Origin of the sequence: Microbacterium kribbense, assembly GCF_039537285.1 — a bacterium.
Classification (GTDB): Bacteria; Actinomycetota; Actinomycetes; order Actinomycetales; family Microbacteriaceae; genus Microbacterium; species Microbacterium kribbense.
In genome coordinates this window covers 104,642-125,341 of sequence record NZ_BAABAF010000006.1, presented here as the reverse complement: position 1 = coordinate 125,341, position 20,700 = coordinate 104,642, and the positions used below count along the sequence as shown (strand labels likewise).

Below are 20,700 nucleotides of genomic sequence, written 5' to 3'. Positions count from 1 at the left end.
TTTCAGGTGGGCGGTCGCGGGCGCGACGAGCTGCGCCGCGGGCGATCGCCGGGTCAGCTGCTGCGGTCGGCGACGGCCTCGGCGAAACGCGTGAGCGCCTCGCGCACCGGCCCGTCCGGCAGCGGCTCGATGGCGGCGATCGCCGCTTGGGACCATTGCCAGGCCAGTCGCCTGGTCTGTGCGGTGGCGTCGTGGTCGCGCAGCGCGGCGAGCGCGTCGTCGAGGATGCCGGGGTCGGCGCCCGCGGCGATCTCGGCCACGCCCGCATCGATGCGCTGACGCAGGTCGACGGCTGCGGCATCCGTCCGCTGCGCGAGCAGCAGGTAGGGCATCGTCGGCACGCCGGCGCGCAGATCGGTGCCGGGCACCTTGCCGGTGTGGCCCGGGTCGTCGCTCAAGTCGATGACGTCGTCGAGCAGCTGGAACGCCACCCCGGCTTTCTCACCGAACTGGACGACGGCCTGCTCGTACTCGGCGGGGCCGTGGCTGAAGAGCACACCGGCCTGGGCCGATGCCGCGATCAGCGAGCCGGTCTTGTCGGCCAGCACCTGCAGGTAGAACTCGACCGGGTCATCGCCCGGCTGCGCGCCGATCGTCTCGTGCATCTGCCCGAGCACCAGGCGCTCGAACGTGTCGGCCTGCAGCTGGATGGCCCGCTCGCCGTTGCGCGCCATGATCTGGCTCGCGCGCGAGAACAGCAGATCGCCGGTGAGGATCGCGATGTTGTTGCCCCAGACCGAGTGCGCCGCCGGAACCCCGCGCCGCACGTCTGCGTCATCCATCACGTCGTCGTGGTACAGCGAGCCCAGATGGGTCAGCTCCAGCGCCGTGGCCGCTTCGATGACGGCGTCGGTGACGCCGTCGCCGAGCTGGCACGTCAGCAGCACCAGCATCGGCCGCACCCGCTTGCCGCCGGCCTCGTACAGGTAGCGCACGGTGGCGTCCACCAGCGGGTCGGTCATCCGCAGCTCCGCGGCCAGGTTCTGCTCGACGCGCGCGAGGCCGTCTCCGACGGTGCGCATCAGCTTGCGGGAGCGGGCGCCGGCGAACACGCGTTCGGTCAGGCCGAGACGACTCGCCACGCGCGAGCCCGGCGCGGAAGAGCTCGGGGTCACGTGTTCCAGCCTACCTGGCGCAGGATGGGCGATTCGCGCGGCTCAGGCCCCGGTGACGGGCTCGGTCGGCGCTGCGCCGGGCTTGGACGCCCGGTGCAGCGCGACGATGCCGAAGGTGAGATCGCGATAGGCCACCCCGGTCCAGCCGGCATCCCGGATCCAGCCGGCCAGCGCCCGCTGGCCCGGCCAGTCGCGGATGGACTCGTTGAGGTATTCGTACGCCTCGGCGTTGCTGCTGACAGCCCCCGCGACCACCGGCAGGATGCGGTTGTTGTAGAACGCGTACAGGCCGCCGAAGACGCGCGACTGCGGGTGCGAGAACTCGCAGATGACCAGCCGGCCGCCGGGCTTGGTGACCCGCAGCATCTCGGCCAGCGCCCGCCTCGGGTCGTGCACGTTGCGCAGCCCGAAGGAGATCGTCACGGTGTCGAACGTGTCGTCCGCGAACGGCAGGGCCGTGGCATCCGCCTGCTCGAACGTCAGGTTCGCGACATCCGCATGCCGGCGGCGGCCTTCGGCGATCATGCCCGGCGAGAAGTCGGCGGCCACGACGGCGGCGCCGCGGCGGGCGAGTGCGACGGAACTGGCGGCGGTGCCGGCGGCGAGGTCGAGGATGCGCTGACCTGCGCGCGGCGCGACGGCGCGGGCGGTCGCAACGCGCCACAGCTTGTCGTTGCCCAGGCTGAGCACGGTATTGGTGCGGTCGTACCCCGCCGCGACCTGGTCGAACATGCCGCTGACCCGGCCCGGGTCCTTGCCGAGGTCGGCCCGATTGGGCACGGCGGCGCGCGGGTCGCCGCCGCGCGGATCGGTGCTGCCGGGGTCGGTGCCGGGCGGTTCAGTGCTCACCCGTCGAGTCTATGCGGGGCCTGGCACGGTGCTGCGGCTACGGCGCGAGCGCGGCGAGGGCCGTCAGCCAGTCGGTGCCGGTGGCCGGGTCGAAGGGCGGGGCGGATGCCTCCACCCGGTGTTTGAGGTCGGCGGCCAGCGGCGGCAGTGCGGCGACGACGTCGGGCGGATAGCCCAGCTGCGTCCGGTGCTGATCCCACTCGTCCTCGTCGTCGATCCAGATGCGGCCGTCCGGGGTGCGGACGACGTCGAGGTCCATGTCGATGCCGGTGGGAAGGCTGTCCTGCCAGTGGAGATCCCAAGCCAGATCGATGTAGATGAGATAGGTCGACGCGGTGTTGACGGTCACTGCATAGGTGCCTGTCGGTGGGATCAGCGTCACGTTGGGCCCGGCGGCGATCAGCTCGCGGCCCGGCCGGGTGCTGCGCATGCCGGTGCGCTGCCCGACCCAGTCACCCCACCGGTCGGCGCCGAGGTACACGCACTCGTGCTGCCAGTGCGGGGACCCGTCCCACTTGCGCCAGGCGAACATCAGCCGGCTGCCGGGTGCGGGCCGCGATGGGTCGCTCACGCCCCCAGCCTAGGCCTGCCCGCGTGCCGGGCTGGGCCGGGCCCGCGGGCGCGGGGCGGGCAGGGCGGACCGCGACGCCGGGGCGGGCGGGCATCGTAGGCTTGACGGGTGACCGGAATGCCCGCCCCGCGCCTGCACGTGCACACCCGCGAGGTGGACCCGATGCCCGATCTGCTCGAGTTCGCCGATCCGGGCGCTCCGCTGGCGTGGCTGCGCCGCGGCGAGGGCATGGTCGGCTGCGGCATCCGCACCCGCATCGACATCTCGGCCGCCGAGCACGAGCCGCGCACGCCGGCGCTGGCGCGCGCGTGGACGCTGCTGTGCGCAGACGCTGTCGTGGACGACGAGGTCGATCTGCCGGGCACGGGGCTGATCGGGTTCGGCGCGCTGACCTTCGACGAGCGCTCGGCGGCGGCCAGCTCGATCGTCGTGCCCGCGTTCGTGGTCGGCACCCGCGGCGGGCGCGGGTGGGTGACGAGCATCCAGATCGAGGGCGCCGAGGCGGAGGCGGACGCCGCGGGTGCGCCGCAGTCGATTCCCTACGGCCCGCATTGGGCCGGCACGCTGGGACCGGGGGCGCTGGATGCCGACGGCTACCAGAACGCCGTGCGTCAGGCGCTGGCGGCGATCGCGACCGGTGAGGCGGGCAAGGTCGTCGTCGCGCGCGACCTGGTCGGCACCGTGCCGGAGGGCGCTGACCTGCGCCGGCTGGTGCATGAGCTGGCGACCGGCTACCCCGACACCTGGGCATATTCCGTCGACGGCATAATCGGCGTCAGCCCCGAAACGCTGGTGACGGCCCGGCACGGCCTCGTGACCGCACGAGTGCTGGCCGGAACCCGACCGCGCGGGGCCGACGCACCCGAAGACGCCGAGGCATCCGCCGCCCTCGCCGCCAGCGCGAAAGACCTCGACGAGCACGGCTACGCCGTGCACAGCGTGCTGGATGCACTGGCCGGGCACACCACGACGCTGCGCGCCAGCGAGCAGCCGTTCACGCTGGAGCTGCCGAACGTCTGGCATCTGGCCACCGATGTGGCCGGCGAGCTGTCGGACGGCTCGAGCGCGCTCGACCTGATCCAGGCACTGCACCCCACCGCGGCGGTGGCGGGCACGCCGACCGAGGCCGCGCTCGAGGTGATCCGCCGGGTGGAGCCGTTCGACCGCGGCCGCTATGCCGGCCCGGTCGGCTGGATCGGCGCCGACGGCGACGGTGAATGGGCGATCGCGCTGCGCTGCGTGCAGGTCGAGCCGGAGGCCGTCGGCGGCGTGATTCCGGTGGTCGCGCACGCCGGAGCCGGAATCGTGGCCGGCAGCGACCCCGAGTCGGAGCTGCTCGAGACCCGCGTCAAGTTCCGCCCTATCATCGACGCGATCGCCTGACCCGCGCGGCGCACGCCGCCGAGGCGGTCACGTCGCGCGCAGGCGCTCCTTCTCGACCTCGACGTCGAAGCCGGCGGCCGGCCAGCGCGGGCCGATGTCGTGCAGGGCGTCCAGCATCAGCGACTGCACGGCCAGGCGCGCGTACCACTTGCGGTTGGCCGGCACCACGTACCAGGGCGCGGCAGCGGTCGAGGTGCGCTCGAACACGGTCTGGTAGGCGGCCATGTACTTCGGCCACAGCATCCGCTCGTCCACATCGGAGGGGTTGTACTTCCAGTGCTTGTCGGCCCGGTCCAGCCGCTCCATCAGCCGGTCGCGCTGCTCGCGCGGCGAAATGTGCAGCATCACCTTCACGATCCGGATGCCGCGGCCGACCAGCTCGGATTCGAAGCCGTTGATCGCCCCGTAGCGCCGCTCGATCTCGTCGGCCGGTGCGAGCTCGCGCACCCGGCCGATCAGCACGTCCTCGTAGTGCGACCGGTCGAACACGCCGATCATGCCGGGCCCCGGCACCTGGGCGCGGATGCGCCAGAGGAAGTCGTGCTCCAGTTCTTCGGGCGTCGGCTTCTTGAACGCGGCCAGTGACACCCCCTGCGGGTCGACTGACCCCACCACGTGCCGGATGATGCCGCCCTTGCCCGCGGTGTCCATCGCCTGCAGCACCAGCAGCACCGCGGCATCCGTGCCCGGCGCACGGCTCGCGGAGAACAGCCGCTCCTGCAGCTCGCTGAGCTCATCGGCGCCGTCGACGAGGTCTTCGATCGAGTCGCGCTTGCGCCGGCCGTACCCGGGAGTGGCCTCCGCGTCGACGCGGTCGAGGCGGAACCCGGAATTCACGCGCAGCAGCGACGAGACGTCGCCGGTCCAATGCTTCTGGCTCTTCGAGGTCATGAGCCCATCATGGCCGTCCGTGTCGGGCTCGCGCTACCGCGGCAGCGGCACCTCGATGATGCGGCGGTCACCGGCGGTGCCGGTCAGCGCCTGATCCAGCTCGGCACGCGTCGTCGCCCGCTGATACTCCCAGCCGTAGCCGGCGGCGAGCTGCTCGATCGCGACCTCGTGCGGCGTGTACAGCACGCGGTCGATCGCGGCGGCATCCGCCGTGGCCCCGACCTCGAGCCCGTCGAAGATCGTGCCGCCGCCGTCGTTGCCGACGATGATCTGGATGCGCAGGTCCGGCTCGGCCGCCGACAGCAGCAGCGCGCCGATGTCGTGCAGCAGCGCCAGATCGCCCAGCAGCACGCGGGTCAGTCCCGCGCCGCCGTCGGCCTGACTGGCCGCGGCGATGCCGATCGCCGTCGCGATCGTGCCGTCGATGCCGGCCAGGCCCCGATTGGAGTGCACCGGCACCTTCTTGCCGGGCAGGATGCCGTCGGCGACCCGCACGAGCCGCGACGAGCCGAACACCAGCCGGTCGTGCGGCCAGGTCGCACGCCACACGCCGTCCACGAGAAGCTCCCGGGTCAGCGGGGTGCGCATGAGCTCGACCTCGGCCGACAGCGCGGTCAGCCGCACCTTCGGCACCGCCGACGACAGGCCGTCGGCGTCCGGCGCACGGGGGGCGACGTCGACGGCGTGCGCGCGCGAGGCCCGCAGCCACTGCCCGAGCCAGTCCCGATCGGCCGGCCCGTCGGCGACGGTCGCCGCGTCGATCGGCACGGTCGCGCCGTTGAGGTTCAGCGCCTCGCCGGGCCCGCGCACGGCGAGCACCTCGATCCCGCTCCGTTGCAGCAGCGCCGTGACCTCGCGGGACAGCGTCGGATGCCCGAACACGACCGCCCGCTGCACCCGGCCGCCCAGCTCCGGTTCGCGCAGCAGGTCGCGGTAGCCGTGCACGAGGTGCCGGCCGAAGCGTGCGCCGCTGACGATCTCGGCCACCAGCGGCCAGCCGCCCGCGTAGGCGAGGTCTTCGGCGCCGGGGCCGGCACCGGCCCCGGCGATCACGATGGTGCGCGGGCCGCGGTCGAGGACGACTTCGGCCCTGGGGCGAGCGCGGCGAGGCGCGACGTCACCCGCGCGGCGTCTCAGCTCGGTCGCGGCCCTCCCCCGTTCAGCGGCCGAGGAGACATCGCTCCCCCGCCGGGCGGCCGAGGCCAGCCATGCGGGCAGTGTGCCCGACAGCGGTTCGCGATACGGCAGGTTCAGGTGCACCGGGCCGGGCGCGCCGTCGCGGGCGAAGCCGAGCGCGGCATCCATCGCCTCGTCGGCGACCGCGCACAGCGCCGCGGCCTGGGCCGACGACCCGGTGTCGTCCACCTCGGTCGGCACCGCCAGGTCGCGCTGCCAGCGCACGTGGTCACCGTAGATACCGTGCTGGCGGGTGGTCTGGTTCGCGCCGATGCCGCGCAGCTCGGGCGGCCGATCGGCGGTCAGCAGCACCATCGGCACGCCGGAGTGGTCGGCCTCGAGCACGGCGGGCAGCAGGTTCGCGGTCGCCGTTCCCGAGGTGCAGATCACGGCCGCCGGCATCCCCGTCTCGCGACCGATGCCCAGTGCGACGAAGCCCGCGACGCGCTCGTCGATGCGCACGTGCAGGGCGATCGTGCCGCGGCGCTCCAGCTCGGCGGCGACCAGGGCGAGTGCCTGCGAGCGCGAGCCGGGGCTGAGCACGACGTGCCGGATGCCACGGCCGACCAGGTGCGCGAGCAGCGCGGCGGCGGCATCGGTGGCCGGACTCGGCTGAGCTCGCGCCGCCGATTCGGGCTCAGTGCCCACGTCGGGGGCCGGAACCGGGGTGCGGATCGTCGTCGTCGGTGTCGAGCCGGGACAGCTCCTGCTCGAGCTTGCGGATGCGCTCCTCCTGCTCGGCGCGGGCGCGGTGATCCGCGCGCACGGTCGGATGTCCGCCGCCGAGGCCGCGCAGGAACTCGGGGTCGTCGTCGGGTGCGCGCACGGCGGCGGCGCCGGCCCGGCCGACGGCGAACCAGAGGATGCCGCCCAGGATCGGGAAGATGATGACGATCAGCATCCACACCGGTTTGCTCACACCGCGATGGCGCCGCGGGGGCTGCACTGCGGCATCCACCACCGTGAACACCCAGAAGATCACCGCCACCAAAGCGAGGATCAGAAGCAGCCGAGCCATGCTCTCATCCTAAGCCGACGGGCTGTGCGCGGCCCCGGCGCCCGGCATCCTCACGGGTGCGGTGCGTAGGATGGAAGGCGTGAAGACCCGCTCCGCCATCGTCTATTCGGTGCTGCGTCTGCTTGTGTTCCTGGTGCCGCTGGGGATCATGATGCTGTTCCCGATCTTTCGGGACATGTACTGGATCGCGCTGATCTTCGCGACCCTGATCGGCATCTCACTGTCGATCATCTTCCTGCGCCGCCCGCTGAACGACGTGTCGCAGGGTCTGGCCGAGCGCCGCGCGGCCCGCACCGCGACGCACGCCAAGACGGCCGCCGAGCAGGATGCCGACATCGAGAACGCCGCCAACGATGCCGCCCGGGGGGTGGCCGATCCGGCGACGGACGCCGCAGCCCCGGCGCCCTCGGAGCACGGTGCGCCGACCCAGTCCGTGCCGGACGCCGGCGCCCCTGGTCAGACGGTGCCGGATCGCCGGCATCCGGCGAAGTCCGACCGCGCCTGATCCGGTTCAGCCGAAGAACGCCCACATCAGCAGCGCGCCGTAGGCCAGCGCGGTCAGCGAGGTCACACTCAGCGCGACGACCAGTTCGCGCGGCTCCCGGTAGGTCCACATGATCAGCAGCGCAGGCAGACCGCCCAGCAGCGCCATCATCACCAGCCACGCGACCGGGTAGAACACCGCGATCAGCGCCGCGATCGCGAACGCCAGCACGATGCAGGCGGTGAACAGGATCTGCGAGCCGCGCCGCCCGATCAGCACCGACAGGGTGCGCTTGTCGGCGGCCCGGTCCTGGTCGATGTCGCGCAGGTTGTTGGCCACCAGCACTGCGACGGCCAGGAGTCCCGCGCCGATGCCGCCCAGCCAGGCCTCCTGCGGGGCGGACTGCACCTGGATCCACGTCGTGCCCAGGGTGGCGACCAGGCCGAAGAAGACGAACACGAACAGCTCGCCCATCGCGTGGTAGCCGTATGGCCGCTTGCCGCCGGTGTAGAACCACGCCGCGACGATGCAGACGGCGCCCACCGCCAGCATCCACCACTGCCCGGTGCGGATCACCAGCGTCAGCCCCACGATCGAGGCCGCCGCGAAGAAGGCCAGCGCGACGATCAGCACGGTGCGTGCGGGCACCCGGCCCGAGGCGGTCAGGCGGGTCGGCCCGACGCGGTAGTCGTCGGTGCCCCGCACGCCGTCGGAGTAGTCGTTGGAGAAGTTCACGCCGATCTGCAGGAAGACCGCGACCAGCAGGCAGCCGAGGGCCAGTGCCCAGTGGAAGCGGATGTCGATCACATGTGCCGCACCGGTGCCGATGAGCACGGGCGCGACCGCCAAGGGCAGCGTGCGCAGCCGGGCGGCGCCGATCCAGTCGCCGACGGTCGGAGGGAGGGTCTGCCGCGGCGCGGTCTTCGCGGGGTTGCCGCGAGCCTGGCGCCGGGCGGCTGCGGTGCGCGGGCGGTTCTTGTTCGGGGTGCGGGCCACGAGGGGAAGTCTAGGCGACGCGCTCAGCGCGTCACGGCCCGAGCGATCGCCGCGCGGTCGGGCTTGCCGCTGTGCAGCGTGGCCATCTCGTCCACGAACACGAGCCGGGCGGGTCGGGCATGCGGGCCGATCTGGTCGGCGACGGCGCGGCGGGCCGCCTCCAGCAGGTCGGCCTCGGTGTCGCGGGGTGCCGCGCGCGGGTCGGCATCGGGGGCCACCGCGCCGCGCGCGACCACGATGACGGATGCCTCGCCCCAGCGCCCGTCCGGCACCCCGACCACGACGGCACCCGCAAGACCCGCGACGTCGCGCACGACGCGCTCGACCCGATCGAGCGAGATGTTGATGCCGCCCGAGATGATGACGTTGTCGATGCGGCCGTGAACGCGCAGCACGCCGGCGTCGACGGCTCCGGCGTCGCCGGTGCGGTACCAGCGGGTGCCGTCGGCGTCCCGCGGAAAGGCGGCGTCGGTCAGCGCCGCGTCATCCAGGTAGCCGTCCGCCAGGACGGGGCCGGACAGCTGCACCTCGCCGGCTGCGACACGGATCGTGACGCCGTCCAGCGGCACCCCGTCGTAGACGCAGCCGCCGCAGGTCTCGGTGGCGCCGTAGGTGCGCACGATGCGGGCACCGGCATCCTGCGCGCGCCGGCGCACGAGGGCCGGCAGCGCCTGCCCGCCGACCAGGATCGCGGCGAACACGCGCAGTGCCGCCGCGACCGCGTCGTCGTGCTCGGCGGCATCGAGCAGCCGGGTCAGCTGGGCGGGCACCAGCGAGGTGTACAATCCGCCGGCGGGCATCGCGAGCGCCGCCGCGGCGAAGGCCTCGGGACGGAACGACCCGTCGAGCAGCACCGGCTCATGGCCGGCCAGCAGCGAGCGCGACAGCACCTGAAGACCCGCCACGTAACCGGGCGGCAGGGCCAGCAGCCACGGTCCGGCGCCCACCCGGGTCGCGGTCGCGGTGCCGCTGGCGATCAGCGCGGCGCGGCTGAGCACGACGCGCTTGGGAATGCCGGTCGATCCCGACGTCGTGATGACGGCGGCCGTGCCGTCCGCGACCGTGGTGGTCGCATCCCGCGTCGTGCCCAGCCCCAGCGCGGGGCCGCTGCCCTCGAGCATCGCGTGCAGCCGCGGCAGCACGTCGGCGGCGGTGCCGTCGACCGCTTCGAGCCTCATGCGCGGCCGTCCCCCCGGTCGCAGAAGCAGGCCCGATCGCGGCCCCGCGCACCCAGACGGCCGCGAAGCCGCATTCCCGCCTGCTTCTGCGACACCCGGCGCCCGACCCCGCGCATCAGAACTGCCAGGGGTAGGGCGACCAGTCGGGCTCGCGCTTCTGCAGGAACGAGTCACGGCCTTCGACGGCCTCGTCGGTGCCGTAGGCCAGGCGCGTCGCCTCGCCGGCGAACACCTGCTGCCCGACCATCCCGTCGTCGACGGCGTTGAACGCGAACTTGAGCATCCGGATCGCCGTGGGCGACTTGGTCAGGATCGTCCGGGCCATCGCGACGGCCTCGCGCTCGAGGTCGGCGTGCGGCACGACCCGGTTCACGGCGCCCATCTCGTAGGCGCGGTCGGCCGAGTACTCCTGGGCGAGGAAGAACACCTCGCGGGCGAGCTTCTGCCCGATCTGGCGGGCGAAGTACGCCGACCCGTAGCCGGCGTCGAACGAGCCGACGTCGGCGTCGGTCTGCTTGAACCGGCCGTGCTCGCGGCTGGCGATGGTCAGGTCGCACACCACGTGCAGCGAGTGCCCGCCGCCGGCTGCCCACCCCGGCACCACGGCGATGACGACCTTGGGCATGAACCGGATCAGCCGCTGCACCTCGAGGATGTGCAGCCGCCCGGCGCGGGCCGAGTCGTGCACGGCGGCCTCGTCGTCGGAGTACTTGTAGCCGTCGCGGCCGCGGATGCGCTGGTCGCCGCCGGAGCAGAACGCCCAGCCGCCGTCCTTCGGGCTCGGGCCGTTGCCGGTCAGCAGCACGGCGCCGATCTTCGGGTTCTGCCGAGCGTCGTCCAGCGCCGTGTACAGCTCGTCGACGGTGCGGGGCCGGAAGGCATTGCGCACCTCCGGCCGATTGAACGCGATCCGGGCGATGCGGCCGTCGGTCGAGACGTGCGCGGTGATGTCGGTGTACGCCTCGGCACCCGGCGCGAGCTGCCATTGCGCGGGGTCGAACAGGTCGGATACGCTCATCCGTCCAGCCTACGCACCCGGCCCGGCCCGGCCCGCGCCGGGCAGGTATCCCGCCGCGCGTGCGAGACTGGATGACGGACGCCGCCTGTCGGCGGCCTCCGGAAGGCAGGCATGAAGATCACCCGGTCGTCGGACTGGCGCAGCGACCTCCCCTTCGAGACGCCGATGATCGCCGACACCGTGATGCCCGGCGATCCGGCCCGCTGCACGACGTGCGGCATCGGCTCCGAGCTGCTGCCGCGCACCGCGCTGTGGGCGGTCAAGCATCGGCATCCGCACGACCCGGCCGGGACGGTGCGCCTCTACTGCGCCGCACACACGCCCCAGGTCCCTGCTGCGGCTGCCGTCACCGCCGAGCGCCGCGCAGCGGCGCCGCGCACACCGCGTGCCCCTCGGGCGCCGCGGAGAACCCCGCAGCCCGAACGGGTCGCGGCGGTGTGCCCGAACTGCTTCGTCGAGGTGCCGCCGACCGGTGTGTGCGGTATGTGCGGCGAGCGCGTCGCCTGACTCTCAGCGGTTGTGCGCGTCGCGCCAGGCCAGCCACCGGGCGACCAGGCGGTGATCGAAGTCGGGCCCCTGCAGCGCGAGCGTGAACAGCCGCACGCCGGCGTCGTAGAGCCCATCGGCGTCGTTCTCGTCGCGCCGGTGCAGCTCGTTCGAGATCACCAGGTCCGAGACATCCCGCCCCTCGCGCTCGGCCCAGCGCTCGATGACTCCGATCTTGTGCCCGAGGCCGTCGGCGGGCACGAAGCTGTGCCAGATGTCGGCGTGGCGGGCGACCAGGCGCAGCGTCTTCTGCTCGCCCTTGCCGCCGATCATGACCGGGATGCGCCGCGTCGGCGGCGGATTCAGCACCGTCCACCGCGCCTGGATGCGCGCCAGGCCCTCGGCGAGCGCGTCCAGGCGAGTGCCCGGCGTACCGAACGCGTAGCCGTACTCGTCGTAGTCGCGCTGGAACCAGCCCGCACCGGTGCCGAAGATGAACCGCCCGCCGCTGATGTGGTCGAGCGTGCGCGCCATGTCGGCCTGCAGGTCGGCGTTGCGGTAGCCGTTGCAGTTGACCAACGTGCCGAACTCGATGCGCGAGGTGCTCTCGGCCCAGGCGCCGAGCATCGTCCACGCTTCGAAGTGGGTGCCGTCCGGGTCGCCGTAGAGCGGAAAGAAGTGGTCCCAGTTGAACACGATGTCGACGCCGGCGTCCTCCAGGGCGCGCACCGCGTCACGCAGATCGGCGTATTGCACTTGTTCGGGCCGCAGCTGCACGCCGAGGCGCACCGGGGTGTCGAGGAGCATCCCCTCAGCCTACGAGCCGTGCGCACCCTCGCGCCGTGACGCCACCCGCCGGCGGCCCGGCTCTCCGTTCGGTCGTCGCATATGGCGGGTTCCGCGCCGACCAGGTCGCCATATGCGGCGACTCAACGCGGAGCCCCACGCACACGCCTGCTCCGGTCGTCGCATATGGCGGGTTCCGCGCCGACCAGGCCGCCATATGCGGCGACTCAAGCGGGCCGGGCTCACCCTGCTGCCGCGCACCGCGCGAGGCGCTGCGCGCGAGGGCGGAAGCGGGGCAGGATGGATGCTGTGACCCTGCCTGCGATCGAAGAACTGCGCGATGTCGCGCGCGTCGTGGCCCTGCCGATGGCGACCCGTTTCCGCGGCGTGACGGTGCGCGAAGCGCTGCTGCTGCACGGGCCGGAAGGCTGGACCGAGTTCTCGCCGTTCGTCGAGTATGACGACGCCGAAGCGGCGGCGTGGCTGGCCGCGGCGATCGACTTCGGGTGGAACCCGCAGCCGGCGCCGGTGCGCACCGAGATCGGGGTGAACGCGACCGTGCCGGCGGTGGCGGCAGCGGATGTCGCCGCGGTGCTCGCACGGTTCGACGGCTGCCGCACCGCGAAGGTGAAGGTCGCCGAGCGCGGCCAGAGCCTGTCCGACGACCTGGCCCGGGTGGCCGCCGTGCGCGCGGTGATGGGCCCCGAGGGGCGGGTGCGCATCGATGCGAACGGCGGTTGGAACCTCGACGAGGCCGACCGCGCCATCCACGCCCTCGCCGACCTCGATCTGGAATACGTCGAGCAGCCCTGCGCCACCGTCGACGAGCTCGCCGAGGTGCGCTACCGCACCAAACACCTGGGCGTGCCGATCGCCGCCGACGAGAGCGTGCGCAAGGCGACCGACCCGCTCGCGGTGGCCCGCGCCGGCGCGGCCGACCTGATCATCGTCAAGGCGCAGCCGCTGGGCGGCGTCGCCCACGCGCTGCAGATCGTCGCGGCGGCGGGGCTGCCTGCCGTGGTCTCCAGCGCGCTGGACACCTCGATCGGCCTGGCGATGGGCGCCGCCCTCGCCGCCGCGCTGCCCGAGCTGGACTACGACTGCGGGCTGGGCACGGCATCTCTGTTCACGATGGATGTCGCAGCCCCGCCGCTGGTCCCCCGCGGCGGCGTGCTGCCGGTCGGCCGGGTGGAACCCGACGCCGCCCTGCTCGACGCGGCCGCCGCCTCGCCCGACCGACAGGCCTGGTGGCTCGCACGCCTGCAGCGCTGCCACGCGGCACTCGTCGCACACGGCTGAGCAGGCGCACGCGGCACTCGTCGCACACCCCTGAGCGGCACCCCTGAGCGGGCGCCGCTACTGCCCGAACCCCTCCACGACCGCCGCGGCCAGCACGAGGGTGCGGGTGCGCACGAGCTCACCGGTGGCGGCATCGTCGAGCCGCTGGATGAGCGCGTTCACCGACGTGCTCTCCCACAGCTCGAGCATCAGCTGCGCGAACGCGCTCGCGGGCATCCGCAGCCGCATGCCATACGTCGCGACCAGGTCGTCGACGATCGCCGCGACGCGCTGCACCATGTCGGCCAGCCACGCCTGGTAGGCCGCCGCGATGCGCTCGTCGCGCATCGCACGGGTGCGGATCTCGCTGGTCAGCAGCACGCCCTGCCGCGAGTCCAGCGACAGGTCGACGAGCCACTGCACGACCTCGACGGGTCCGGCCGGCCGGCCGGCGTCGTCTTTGAGGGCGCGCACCCGCTCGGTGATCGTGGTCAGCTTGTGCTCCGAGACGGATGCCGCCAAGGCGAGGAACAGCTCGTCCTTGGAGTCGAAATTCGAATAGAAGGCGCCGCGGGTGAAGCCTGCGCGCTCGCAGATGGCCTCGACCGACGCGCCGTCCAGGCCGACTTCGGCGAAGACGGCGAAAGCCGCGTCCATCAGCCGGGCACGCGTGTTCTCGCGGCTGCGGGTGGCGGCCTGTGCGGGCGTGTCACTCATGCTCCCCCTCCGTCCTCGTCGTGTCTGAGCGTAATTCACATCGGGCATCCAGCTTCGGCATTGCCGTCGAAACTACGATACACGTATGTATCCGATACACTTCTGTATTGAATACACCGACGCATCGGAATAGCCGCACTCCCGGAGGACCCGTGTCCACACTTCTCGCCGCGCTCGGCCGCTGGTCGTACCGTCACCCCTGGCGCGTGCTCGTGAGCTGGCTGATCCTCCTGGGGCTGGCCGGCGGCGGCGTCGCCCTGTTCGCGCAGGGCACCGACAATGCGTTCTCGATCCCGGGCACCGAATCGCAGGCCGGGCTCGAGCAGCTCAGCCGCACCTTCCCGCAGGTCTCCGGCACCAACGCGCAGTTCATCGTCGTCGCGCCCGAAGGCGAGAAGGTGGATGCCGCACCCTTCACCGACGACATCAAGACGACGATCACCCGGCTCGAGAAGGTGCCGGGTGTGATCGCCGTCAGCGACCCGTTCTCCGGGCAGATCCATGGACTGATTTCTGACGACGGCACCGCCGCCATCGTGCAGCTGCAGTTCAAGGGACAGGTCACTGACGTCAGCGATGCCGCCAAGGCCGCCCTCGAACACGTCGTCGACGGGCTGCGCACCGAGCTGCCGGCCGGATCGCAGGTGGCTCTGGGCGGTGACCTGTTCGCGACGTCGCTGCCGACGATCTCGATCACCGAGGCGGTCGGCGTGATCATCGCCCTGCTGGTGCTGATCGTCACGTTCCGCTCGTTCGTGATCGCCGGGATGCCGCTGCTGACCGCGCTGCTGGGGGTGGGCCTGTCGATGGCCCTGATCTTCGTCTCGACCGCGTTCGCTTCGGTCTCGTCGACCACGCCGCTGCTCGCGCTGATGCTGGGCCTCGCGGTCGGCATCGACTATGCCCTGTTCATCATCTCGCGACATCAGGACCAGGTCCGCAGCGGCATCGACGCCGAGGAGTCGGCCGCCCGCGCGACGGGAACCGCCGGCTCGGCGGTCGTGTTCGCCGGCGTGACGGTGATGATCGCGCTGATCGGCCTGAGCTTCGCGAACATCCCGTTCCTGACCACGATGGGCATCGCCGCGGCCGTCGCCGTCGCGGTCGCGGTGGCCGTCGGGCTGACGCTGACGCCGGCGTTCCTCGGCTTCGCGAAGGGGCGCGTGATCGGCTGGCGGCGGCGCCCGCGCACGGTCGTTGAACGAGCGAGCGCCGCGACCGAGTCGGAACGCAACGAAGACACCGCCGACGACGTTTCGACTCGCCTCGCTCGCTCGAGGACCGAAGAGAAGAAGGGGTTCGCCGCGCGGTGGGTCGCCCTGGTGACCCGCCACCCGGCGGTCACGACGATCGCGGTCGCGGTCATCCTGGGCGCACTGGCCATCCCCGCGGGCAGCCTCGCGCTCGCACTGCCCAACGCCGGCATGCTCCCGAAGGACACCCAGGCGCGCCAGTCCTATGACCTGGTCGCACAGCATTTCGGCCCGGGGTTCAACGGCCCGCTGATCATGACCGGCACGATCGTCACGAGCAACGACCCGCTGACGCTGATGCACGACATCGGCGACGACATCGAGAAGCTCCCCGGTGTGAAGACCGTGGCACTGGCCACCCCGAACGAGACCGCCGACACCGGCATCGTGCAGATCATCCCGACCACCGCCCCCGACGACCCGGCCACCGCCGACCTGGTGCGCGAGCTGCGCGCGCAGCACGACCACATCCTCGACACCTACGGCGTCGACATGAAGGTCACCGGCTTCACGGCGGTCGCGATCGACATCTCCGACCGGCTCGGTGCCGCGCTGCTGCCGTTCGGCGTCTTCGTCGTGGGCCTGTCGCTGATCCTGCTGACCGTCGTGTTCCGCTCGATCTGGGTGCCGCTGAAGGCCGCCGCCGGCTATCTGCTGTCGGTGGCTGCCGCTTTCGGCGTCGTCTCGCTGGTGTTCATCCACGGCTTCGGCGCCGACCTGCTGCACGTGAGCCGGGTCGGCCCGATCATCAGCTTCATGCCGATCGTGCTGATGGGCGTGCTGTTCGGCCTGGCGATGGACTACGAGGTGTTCCTGGTCTCGCGGATGCGCGAGGACTTCGTGCACGGCCGGCGCCGCGGCGACGGACGCAGCGACCGGCGCGTCGCGCTGGATGCCGTGCGCAGCGGCTACACCGCCTCGGCGCGCGTGGTCACCGCCGCCGCGGTCATCATGTTCGCGGTGTTCGCTGCGTTCGTGCCCGAGGGCGACTCGAACCTGAAGCCGATCGCGCTGGGACTGGCCGCGGGCATCGCGATCGACGCGTTCACGGTGCGGATGACGCTGGTGCCGGCGGTGATGGCGCTGCTGGGTGCGAAGGCGTGGTGGATGCCGAAGCGGCTGGGCCGCCTGCTGCCGCATTTCGACATCGAGGGCCAGGCCGTCGAGCACGAGATCGAACTGGCCGACTGGCCCGAGCCGCACACCACCGCGACCGTCGTCGCGCAGGGGCTGGAGCTGGCCGACCACGAGGGCACGACGCTCTACAGCGGCGTCGGACTGCGTGTCGAGCCGGGCGGATCGCTGATCCTGGGCGGCAGCGACCGGCGCCGTTCGCGCGCGCTCGCGCTGACCCTCGCCGGCCGGGCCGCCCCGACCACGGGCCGGCTGAAGGTCAACGGGCACGTACTGCCCGGCCGCGCCATCTGGGTGCGCGCACACGCCGGCGTGGCGATGCTCGCCGCGGCCGCCGATCCCGCCGCCGAGGTGCGCCGGGCACTGCGCCATCGCACTCGACTTCTCGTGATCGACGGACTGGATGCCGTGACGGCGCCGGCCGCGCGCGATCAGGTCACCGCAGCCCTGCGGGATGCGGCATCCATCGCCCCCACCCTGACCGTCATCGCGACCGCGGTCGACGCGGTCTCGGCCCGTGCGCTGCTGGCCGACGCCGGCCGCTTCGGCGCCGCCGTGCTCGACGTCGCGCCACCCGCGCCCCGGCACCACATGCCCGCCCCCACCGCCGCTTCCACCGAGGTCACCGCATGAAGACGTTCATCGAACGCGCCCGCACCCGCCGCCCGATCACCTGGCTGACGCTGATCGGCGTGCTGCTGCTGCCGGTGGTCATCGGCGGCCTCTTCGTGACCGCGCTGTACAACCCGACCGAGCGACTCGATTCGATGAATGCCGCGATCGTGAACAACGACCAGGCGGTCACCCTCGACGGCCGGCTCGTGCCGCTGGGCCGGCAGCTGACCGCCGGGCTGGTGAAGGGCACCGGCGCCGAGTCGAGCAACCTGGACTGGACGATCTCGAACAGCTCCGACGCGAAGAAGGGGCTCGCCGACGGCACCTACCAGGCGGTCGTGACGATTCCCCAGGGCTTCTCTGCTGCGGCGCTGTCCCCCGGACAGGAGCTGGCCGGCAAGGACGACGCCGCTCGGCAGGCGACCATCCACGTGCAGACCAACCCCGAGGGGCGGGTCATCGACGACGCGATCACGGCGCAGATCACCTCGATGGCGGCATCCGTGCTCGGCCAGTCGCTGTCCGGCGCGACGCTGCAGAACGTGTTCATCGGATTCACGACGCTGGGCGACCGGCTCGGCACCGCCGCGGGCGGCGCGGCGACCTGGGCCGACGGCGCAGACAAGAGCGCGAACGGCGCGACGAGCCTGGCCGGCGGCGTGGATCGGCTCGCGACGGGGGCGGACAAGCTGGCCGACGGCGCGGGCTCGCTGGCCTCGGGCGCGAACGGCATCTCATCCGGCGTCAGGCAGCTCTCGTCGGGGATGTCCGGGTGGGCCGCGGGGGCGAGATCGGCCGCCGGCGGCCTGAACACCTGGGCTTCGGGCGCGCAGCAGCTGGCCGGCAGCACCGGTGAGCTGGCGGGCAACCTGTCGAAGATCGCCGCCGGGCTGGCGCAGGCGCCGCAGATCCCGCAGCAGGTCGTCGACGGGGCGCACCAGCTCGCCGCCGACAGCGAGCAGATAAAGAGCACCGTCACCGACACGGCCGACCAGCTCGCGACCGCGGCGGCCGAATGCCGCGCCCAGGGCGGGTCGGAGCAGCTGTGCACGCTGCTGGATCAGATCTCGGCCGGCGCCGGCACGGCGCTGCCGCAGCTGACCGACATCATCGACCAGTCCGGCGCCATCGCCCAGGGCATGGAGGGGCTCCGTCAGCTCCCCCAGCTCGCGCAGGGGCTGTCGGCGATCTCGGCCGGCATGGACCAGGTCTCGGGCGGCATGACGGGGCTTGCCGCCGGAGCCACCAGCGCGTCGGCCGGGGTGGCCAAGCTCGCCGACGGGGCGGGATCGCTGGCATCCGGCGCATCCCAGGCGGCATCCGGAGCGTCGCAGTGGGCCTCGGGCGCCCAGACCTGGGCCTCCGACGCGCGGACGTGGGCCGCGGGCGCCGACCAGAGCGCCGACGGCGCGGCCGCGCTGGGCACGGGTGTGACCACGCTCGCCGACGGCGCCGACCAGATCTCGGGCGGACTGCACAAGGCCGCCGATGCGCTGCCGTCGCTGACCGATCAGCAGGCGACGAGCCTGGCGTCCGTGGTCGCCGACCCGGTGGTGGCCAGCGGCCTGGGCACCAACATGTTCGGTGCGTCGGCGATCCCCCTGCTGGTGATCCTGGCGCTGTGGTTCGGCGGGCTGGGCTCGTTCGTGGCGCTGCAGGCGGTGTCGCGCCGGGCCCTGACCTCCCGCCGGCCCTCGGTCATGCTCGCGCTGCGCGCGCTGGCACCGGCGGCGATCATCGGCGCCGTGCAGGGGATGCTGGTGGCCGGCATCGTGCAGATCGCCGCCTCGTACGACTGGGCCACCTGGTCGGTGTTCGCCCTGGTCTGCGTGCTCGCCGGCGTCGCGTTCGCCGCCGTCAACCAGGCGCTGGTGGCCGTCTTCGGCGGCGCCGGCAGGTGGATCGGCGCGATCGTGGGCGTGCTCGTGGTGGCCACCGGCGTGGTCTCGACCGTGCCCGGCGTCCTGGTGACGATCGCGGGGCTGATGCCCACCGCGCCGGCGCTGTCGGCCGCGCTTGCCGCCCTGACCGCATCCAGTGGAGTCGGCGCCGGCATCGCCTGGCTGCTGATCTGGACGGTGCTCTCGTTCGGCGCCACGGTGGTCGCGGTGATGCGCCGGCGCACGACGAGCGTGCAGGCACTCCTGACCGAGGTGCCGGTCGCCGCGTAGTCCGCGACATGGGGGCCCGACCGCACGTCTCAAGCAACTTCGACCGGCCAGGCGACGAACGGGGATGCGGACCCGCCTTCGACGTGCCGGGATGCTGGGACGTTGCCGTCAGCCGCGGCCCCGTGACCGTCGTCCACTTCTGGCTCGCGGTCCACTGAGGGCCCGCGCGAGGCGATCTGACCCGGCCCCTCAGCCCCGCGGGATCAGTCGCACGGTCGGGAGGTACGCCGCGTCGCGGTTCTGGTCACGGGTCAGCAGCAGCATCCCTGACACTGCGGCGTGCGCACCGATGCAGGAGTGCCCATCGCTGCGGTGGCGTGCGTCAGCACAGAAGCCGCCGGAGATTCAGTCGACGCGATTCACCGGTGTGACCCCACCGCAACGGTAAAACGCGCCGGCTGAATCTCGCCGCGGGATTTCAGTCGGCGGAATTTGCGGATCTGCGCGGGAAACTCGGTAAAACGCGCCGACTGAACGATTGATGCCGGTGCGTGCGACCCTCGAAGATGCGCGCGCTATGCGCGTGCGCGCGGTGACTCGGCGCCCGGGCGCCGGGCTCAGGCAGACCTCAGTTGGTCAGGCCGCTGTAGGCGTGCAGACCCTTGAAGAAGACGTTGACGATCGCGAAGTTGAAGATCACCGCGGCGAAGCCGATGATCGACAGCCACGCCGACCGGGTGCCGCGCCAGCCGCGCGTGGCGCGGGCGTGGATGTAGCCGGCATAGAGCACCCAGATCACGAACGTCCAGACTTCCTTCGTGTCGAAGCCCCAGAACCGGCCCCACGCGTCGTTGGCCCAGATGGAGCCTGCGATGAGGGTGAACGTCCAGAAGATGAAGCCGATGATCGCGAACCGGTAGGCCAGCGACTCCAGCGCCTCGGAGCTGGGCAGCGTCTTGAGGTACCTCCAGCCGACCTCCTTCGGATGATCGGATCCGGCCGCCACGATCAGCTTGTGCTCACGGTGCGTCTGCAGCAGCTGCAGGAACGACAGACCGAAGGTCAGCGCGAAGAACGCGGTCGCCAGCGACGCGACGAAGACGTGGATGACCAGCCACGGTGACTTCAGCGCATCGGGCAGCACCGCCACGGCCACGTAGAACGACAGCGTCGCCCCGCCCAGCAGCAGCACCACCAGGCCGGTGATCAGCGCGCCGAGGAACCGCAGGTCGTAGCGGAACAGCATCGCCAGGTACACCGCGACGATGAGCACCGTGCCGGTCAGGGCGAACTCGTACATGTTCGCCCACGGCACCCGGCCGGCCGCGACCCCGCGCAGCACGTCGCCGCCGAGGTGGAAGAGGAAGCCCAGCCACACCAGGGACGTGGCGATGCGGGCGAACACGGGCCGCACCCGCTGCGCCGGCGCGATCGCCAGCGGCGAGCGCGACGACCCGATCGAGCCGCCGCCACCCCCGGCCATCACGAGTTCGCGCTCGCGCACGGCGGCGGCATCCTTCGCGTCGAGCACCTGCGCCGAACGGCGCGCGAGATCGACCGTGTAGAAGATGAACGCGAGCGCATAGATCGCGACGGCTGTCCAGACCAGCAGGACCGAGATCTCGTCGAGGGTAGGCATGG

General features: G+C 72.3%; 18 protein-coding genes. 6 read left to right on the top strand and 12 right to left on the bottom strand.

Annotation, left to right across the window (positions count from 1 at the left end):
• Positions 1-53: 53 nt before the first annotated feature.
• The 3 genes from ABD705_RS08850 to ABD705_RS08840 all read right to left on the bottom strand — a co-directional run bounded on the left by ABD705_RS08850 (position 54) and on the right by ABD705_RS08840 (position 2,535).
• On the bottom strand, positions 54-1,115 hold the full coding sequence (locus ABD705_RS08850; RefSeq protein ID WP_344782663.1) for a polyprenyl synthetase family protein: 1,062 nt from the start codon (positions 1,113-1,115) through the stop codon (positions 54-56).
• Between the two features lie 42 nt (positions 1,116-1,157).
• Positions 1,158-1,847 (bottom strand): class I SAM-dependent methyltransferase, encoded by a 690-nt coding sequence (locus ABD705_RS08845; protein WP_344782890.1) that lies wholly within the window; start codon positions 1,845-1,847, stop codon positions 1,158-1,160.
• Positions 1,848-2,001: 154 nt separating this feature from the next.
• Complete coding sequence (locus ABD705_RS08840) at positions 2,002-2,535, bottom strand: DUF402 domain-containing protein (protein WP_344782661.1); 534 nt, start codon at positions 2,533-2,535, stop codon at positions 2,002-2,004.
• Positions 2,536-2,652: 117 nt separating this feature from the next.
• Between ABD705_RS08840 and ABD705_RS08835 the strand changes: the two genes are divergently transcribed.
• Entirely contained in the window at positions 2,653-3,918 is a 1,266-nt protein-coding gene (locus ABD705_RS08835) for an isochorismate synthase (protein WP_344782888.1), read from the top strand.
• A 27-nt stretch (positions 3,919-3,945) separates the two neighbouring features.
• On the opposite strand, the gene ABD705_RS08830 is transcribed toward ABD705_RS08835, so the two are convergent.
• Genes ABD705_RS08830 through ABD705_RS08820 form a run of 3 tightly spaced genes read right to left on the bottom strand, consistent with a single transcriptional unit; the run spans position 3,946 to position 7,003 of the window.
• On the bottom strand, positions 3,946-4,809 hold the full coding sequence (locus tag ABD705_RS08830) for a PPK2 family polyphosphate kinase (RefSeq protein ID WP_344782659.1): 864 nt from the start codon (positions 4,807-4,809) through the stop codon (positions 3,946-3,948).
• A gap of 33 nt (positions 4,810-4,842) precedes the next feature.
• Positions 4,843-6,633, bottom strand: a complete 1,791-nt coding sequence (gene menD / locus ABD705_RS08825; protein WP_344782657.1) for a 2-succinyl-5-enolpyruvyl-6-hydroxy-3-cyclohexene-1-carboxylic-acid synthase — start codon at positions 6,631-6,633, stop codon at positions 4,843-4,845.
• The gene (locus tag ABD705_RS08820; RefSeq protein ID WP_344782655.1) at positions 6,623-7,003 is read right to left on the bottom strand and encodes a PLD nuclease N-terminal domain-containing protein; all 381 of its coding nucleotides are present in this window, start codon (positions 7,001-7,003) and stop codon (positions 6,623-6,625) included. The genes menD and ABD705_RS08820 overlap by 11 nt, the downstream gene beginning before the upstream one ends.
• 79 nt (positions 7,004-7,082) lie before the next feature.
• Between ABD705_RS08820 and ABD705_RS08815 the strand changes: the two genes are divergently transcribed.
• Complete coding sequence (locus tag ABD705_RS08815; RefSeq protein WP_344782653.1) at positions 7,083-7,508, top strand: DUF4229 domain-containing protein; 426 nt, start codon at positions 7,083-7,085, stop codon at positions 7,506-7,508.
• Between the two features lie 6 nt (positions 7,509-7,514).
• On the opposite strand, the gene ABD705_RS08810 is transcribed toward ABD705_RS08815, so the two are convergent.
• From ABD705_RS08810 to ABD705_RS08800, 3 genes are all read right to left on the bottom strand, one after another.
• Positions 7,515-8,483: a 1,4-dihydroxy-2-naphthoate polyprenyltransferase gene (locus ABD705_RS08810; RefSeq protein ID WP_344782651.1), complete on the bottom strand. Its 969-nt coding sequence runs from the start codon at positions 8,481-8,483 to the stop codon at positions 7,515-7,517.
• A gap of 23 nt (positions 8,484-8,506) precedes the next feature.
• On the bottom strand, positions 8,507-9,661 hold the full coding sequence (locus tag ABD705_RS08805; RefSeq protein WP_344782649.1) for an AMP-binding protein: 1,155 nt from the start codon (positions 9,659-9,661) through the stop codon (positions 8,507-8,509).
• Between the two features lie 115 nt (positions 9,662-9,776).
• The gene (locus ABD705_RS08800; protein ID WP_344782647.1) at positions 9,777-10,679 is read right to left on the bottom strand and encodes a 1,4-dihydroxy-2-naphthoyl-CoA synthase; all 903 of its coding nucleotides are present in this window, start codon (positions 10,677-10,679) and stop codon (positions 9,777-9,779) included.
• A 111-nt stretch (positions 10,680-10,790) separates the two neighbouring features.
• On the opposite strand from ABD705_RS08800, the gene ABD705_RS08795 reads away from it, so the two are divergent.
• On the top strand, positions 10,791-11,186 hold the full coding sequence (locus ABD705_RS08795; RefSeq protein ID WP_344782645.1) for a glucose-6-phosphate dehydrogenase: 396 nt from the start codon (positions 10,791-10,793) through the stop codon (positions 11,184-11,186).
• 3 nt (positions 11,187-11,189) lie between these two features.
• Here ABD705_RS08795 and ABD705_RS08790 read toward each other — a convergent pair whose 3' ends face one another.
• On the bottom strand, positions 11,190-11,972 hold the full coding sequence (locus ABD705_RS08790) for an LLM class F420-dependent oxidoreductase (protein WP_344782643.1): 783 nt from the start codon (positions 11,970-11,972) through the stop codon (positions 11,190-11,192).
• Positions 11,973-12,251: 279 nt separating this feature from the next.
• Here ABD705_RS08790 and ABD705_RS08785 point away from each other — a divergent pair, with 279 nt between their 5' ends.
• Entirely contained in the window at positions 12,252-13,250 is a 999-nt protein-coding gene (locus ABD705_RS08785; RefSeq protein ID WP_344782642.1) for an o-succinylbenzoate synthase, read from the top strand.
• Positions 13,251-13,307: 57 nt separating this feature from the next.
• On the opposite strand, the gene ABD705_RS08780 is transcribed toward ABD705_RS08785, so the two are convergent.
• Positions 13,308-13,946, bottom strand: a complete 639-nt coding sequence (locus ABD705_RS08780; protein ID WP_344782640.1) for a TetR/AcrR family transcriptional regulator — start codon at positions 13,944-13,946, stop codon at positions 13,308-13,310.
• A gap of 152 nt (positions 13,947-14,098) precedes the next feature.
• Between ABD705_RS08780 and ABD705_RS08775 the strand changes: the two genes are divergently transcribed.
• Both ABD705_RS08775 and ABD705_RS08770 read left to right on the top strand, forming a co-directional pair.
• The gene (locus tag ABD705_RS08775) at positions 14,099-16,966 is read left to right on the top strand and encodes an MMPL family transporter (protein ID WP_344782638.1); all 2,868 of its coding nucleotides are present in this window, start codon (positions 14,099-14,101) and stop codon (positions 16,964-16,966) included.
• On the top strand, positions 16,963-19,119 hold the full coding sequence (locus ABD705_RS08770; protein WP_344782636.1) for a YhgE/Pip family protein: 2,157 nt from the start codon (positions 16,963-16,965) through the stop codon (positions 19,117-19,119). The genes ABD705_RS08775 and ABD705_RS08770 overlap by 4 nt, the downstream gene beginning before the upstream one ends.
• Before the next feature lie 568 nt (positions 19,120-19,687).
• Here the strand turns inward: ABD705_RS08770 and ccsB are convergent.
• Positions 19,688-20,698, bottom strand: a complete 1,011-nt coding sequence (ccsB, locus tag ABD705_RS08765; RefSeq protein ID WP_344782634.1) for a c-type cytochrome biogenesis protein CcsB — start codon at positions 20,696-20,698, stop codon at positions 19,688-19,690.
• Positions 20,699-20,700 lie beyond the last annotated feature (2 nt).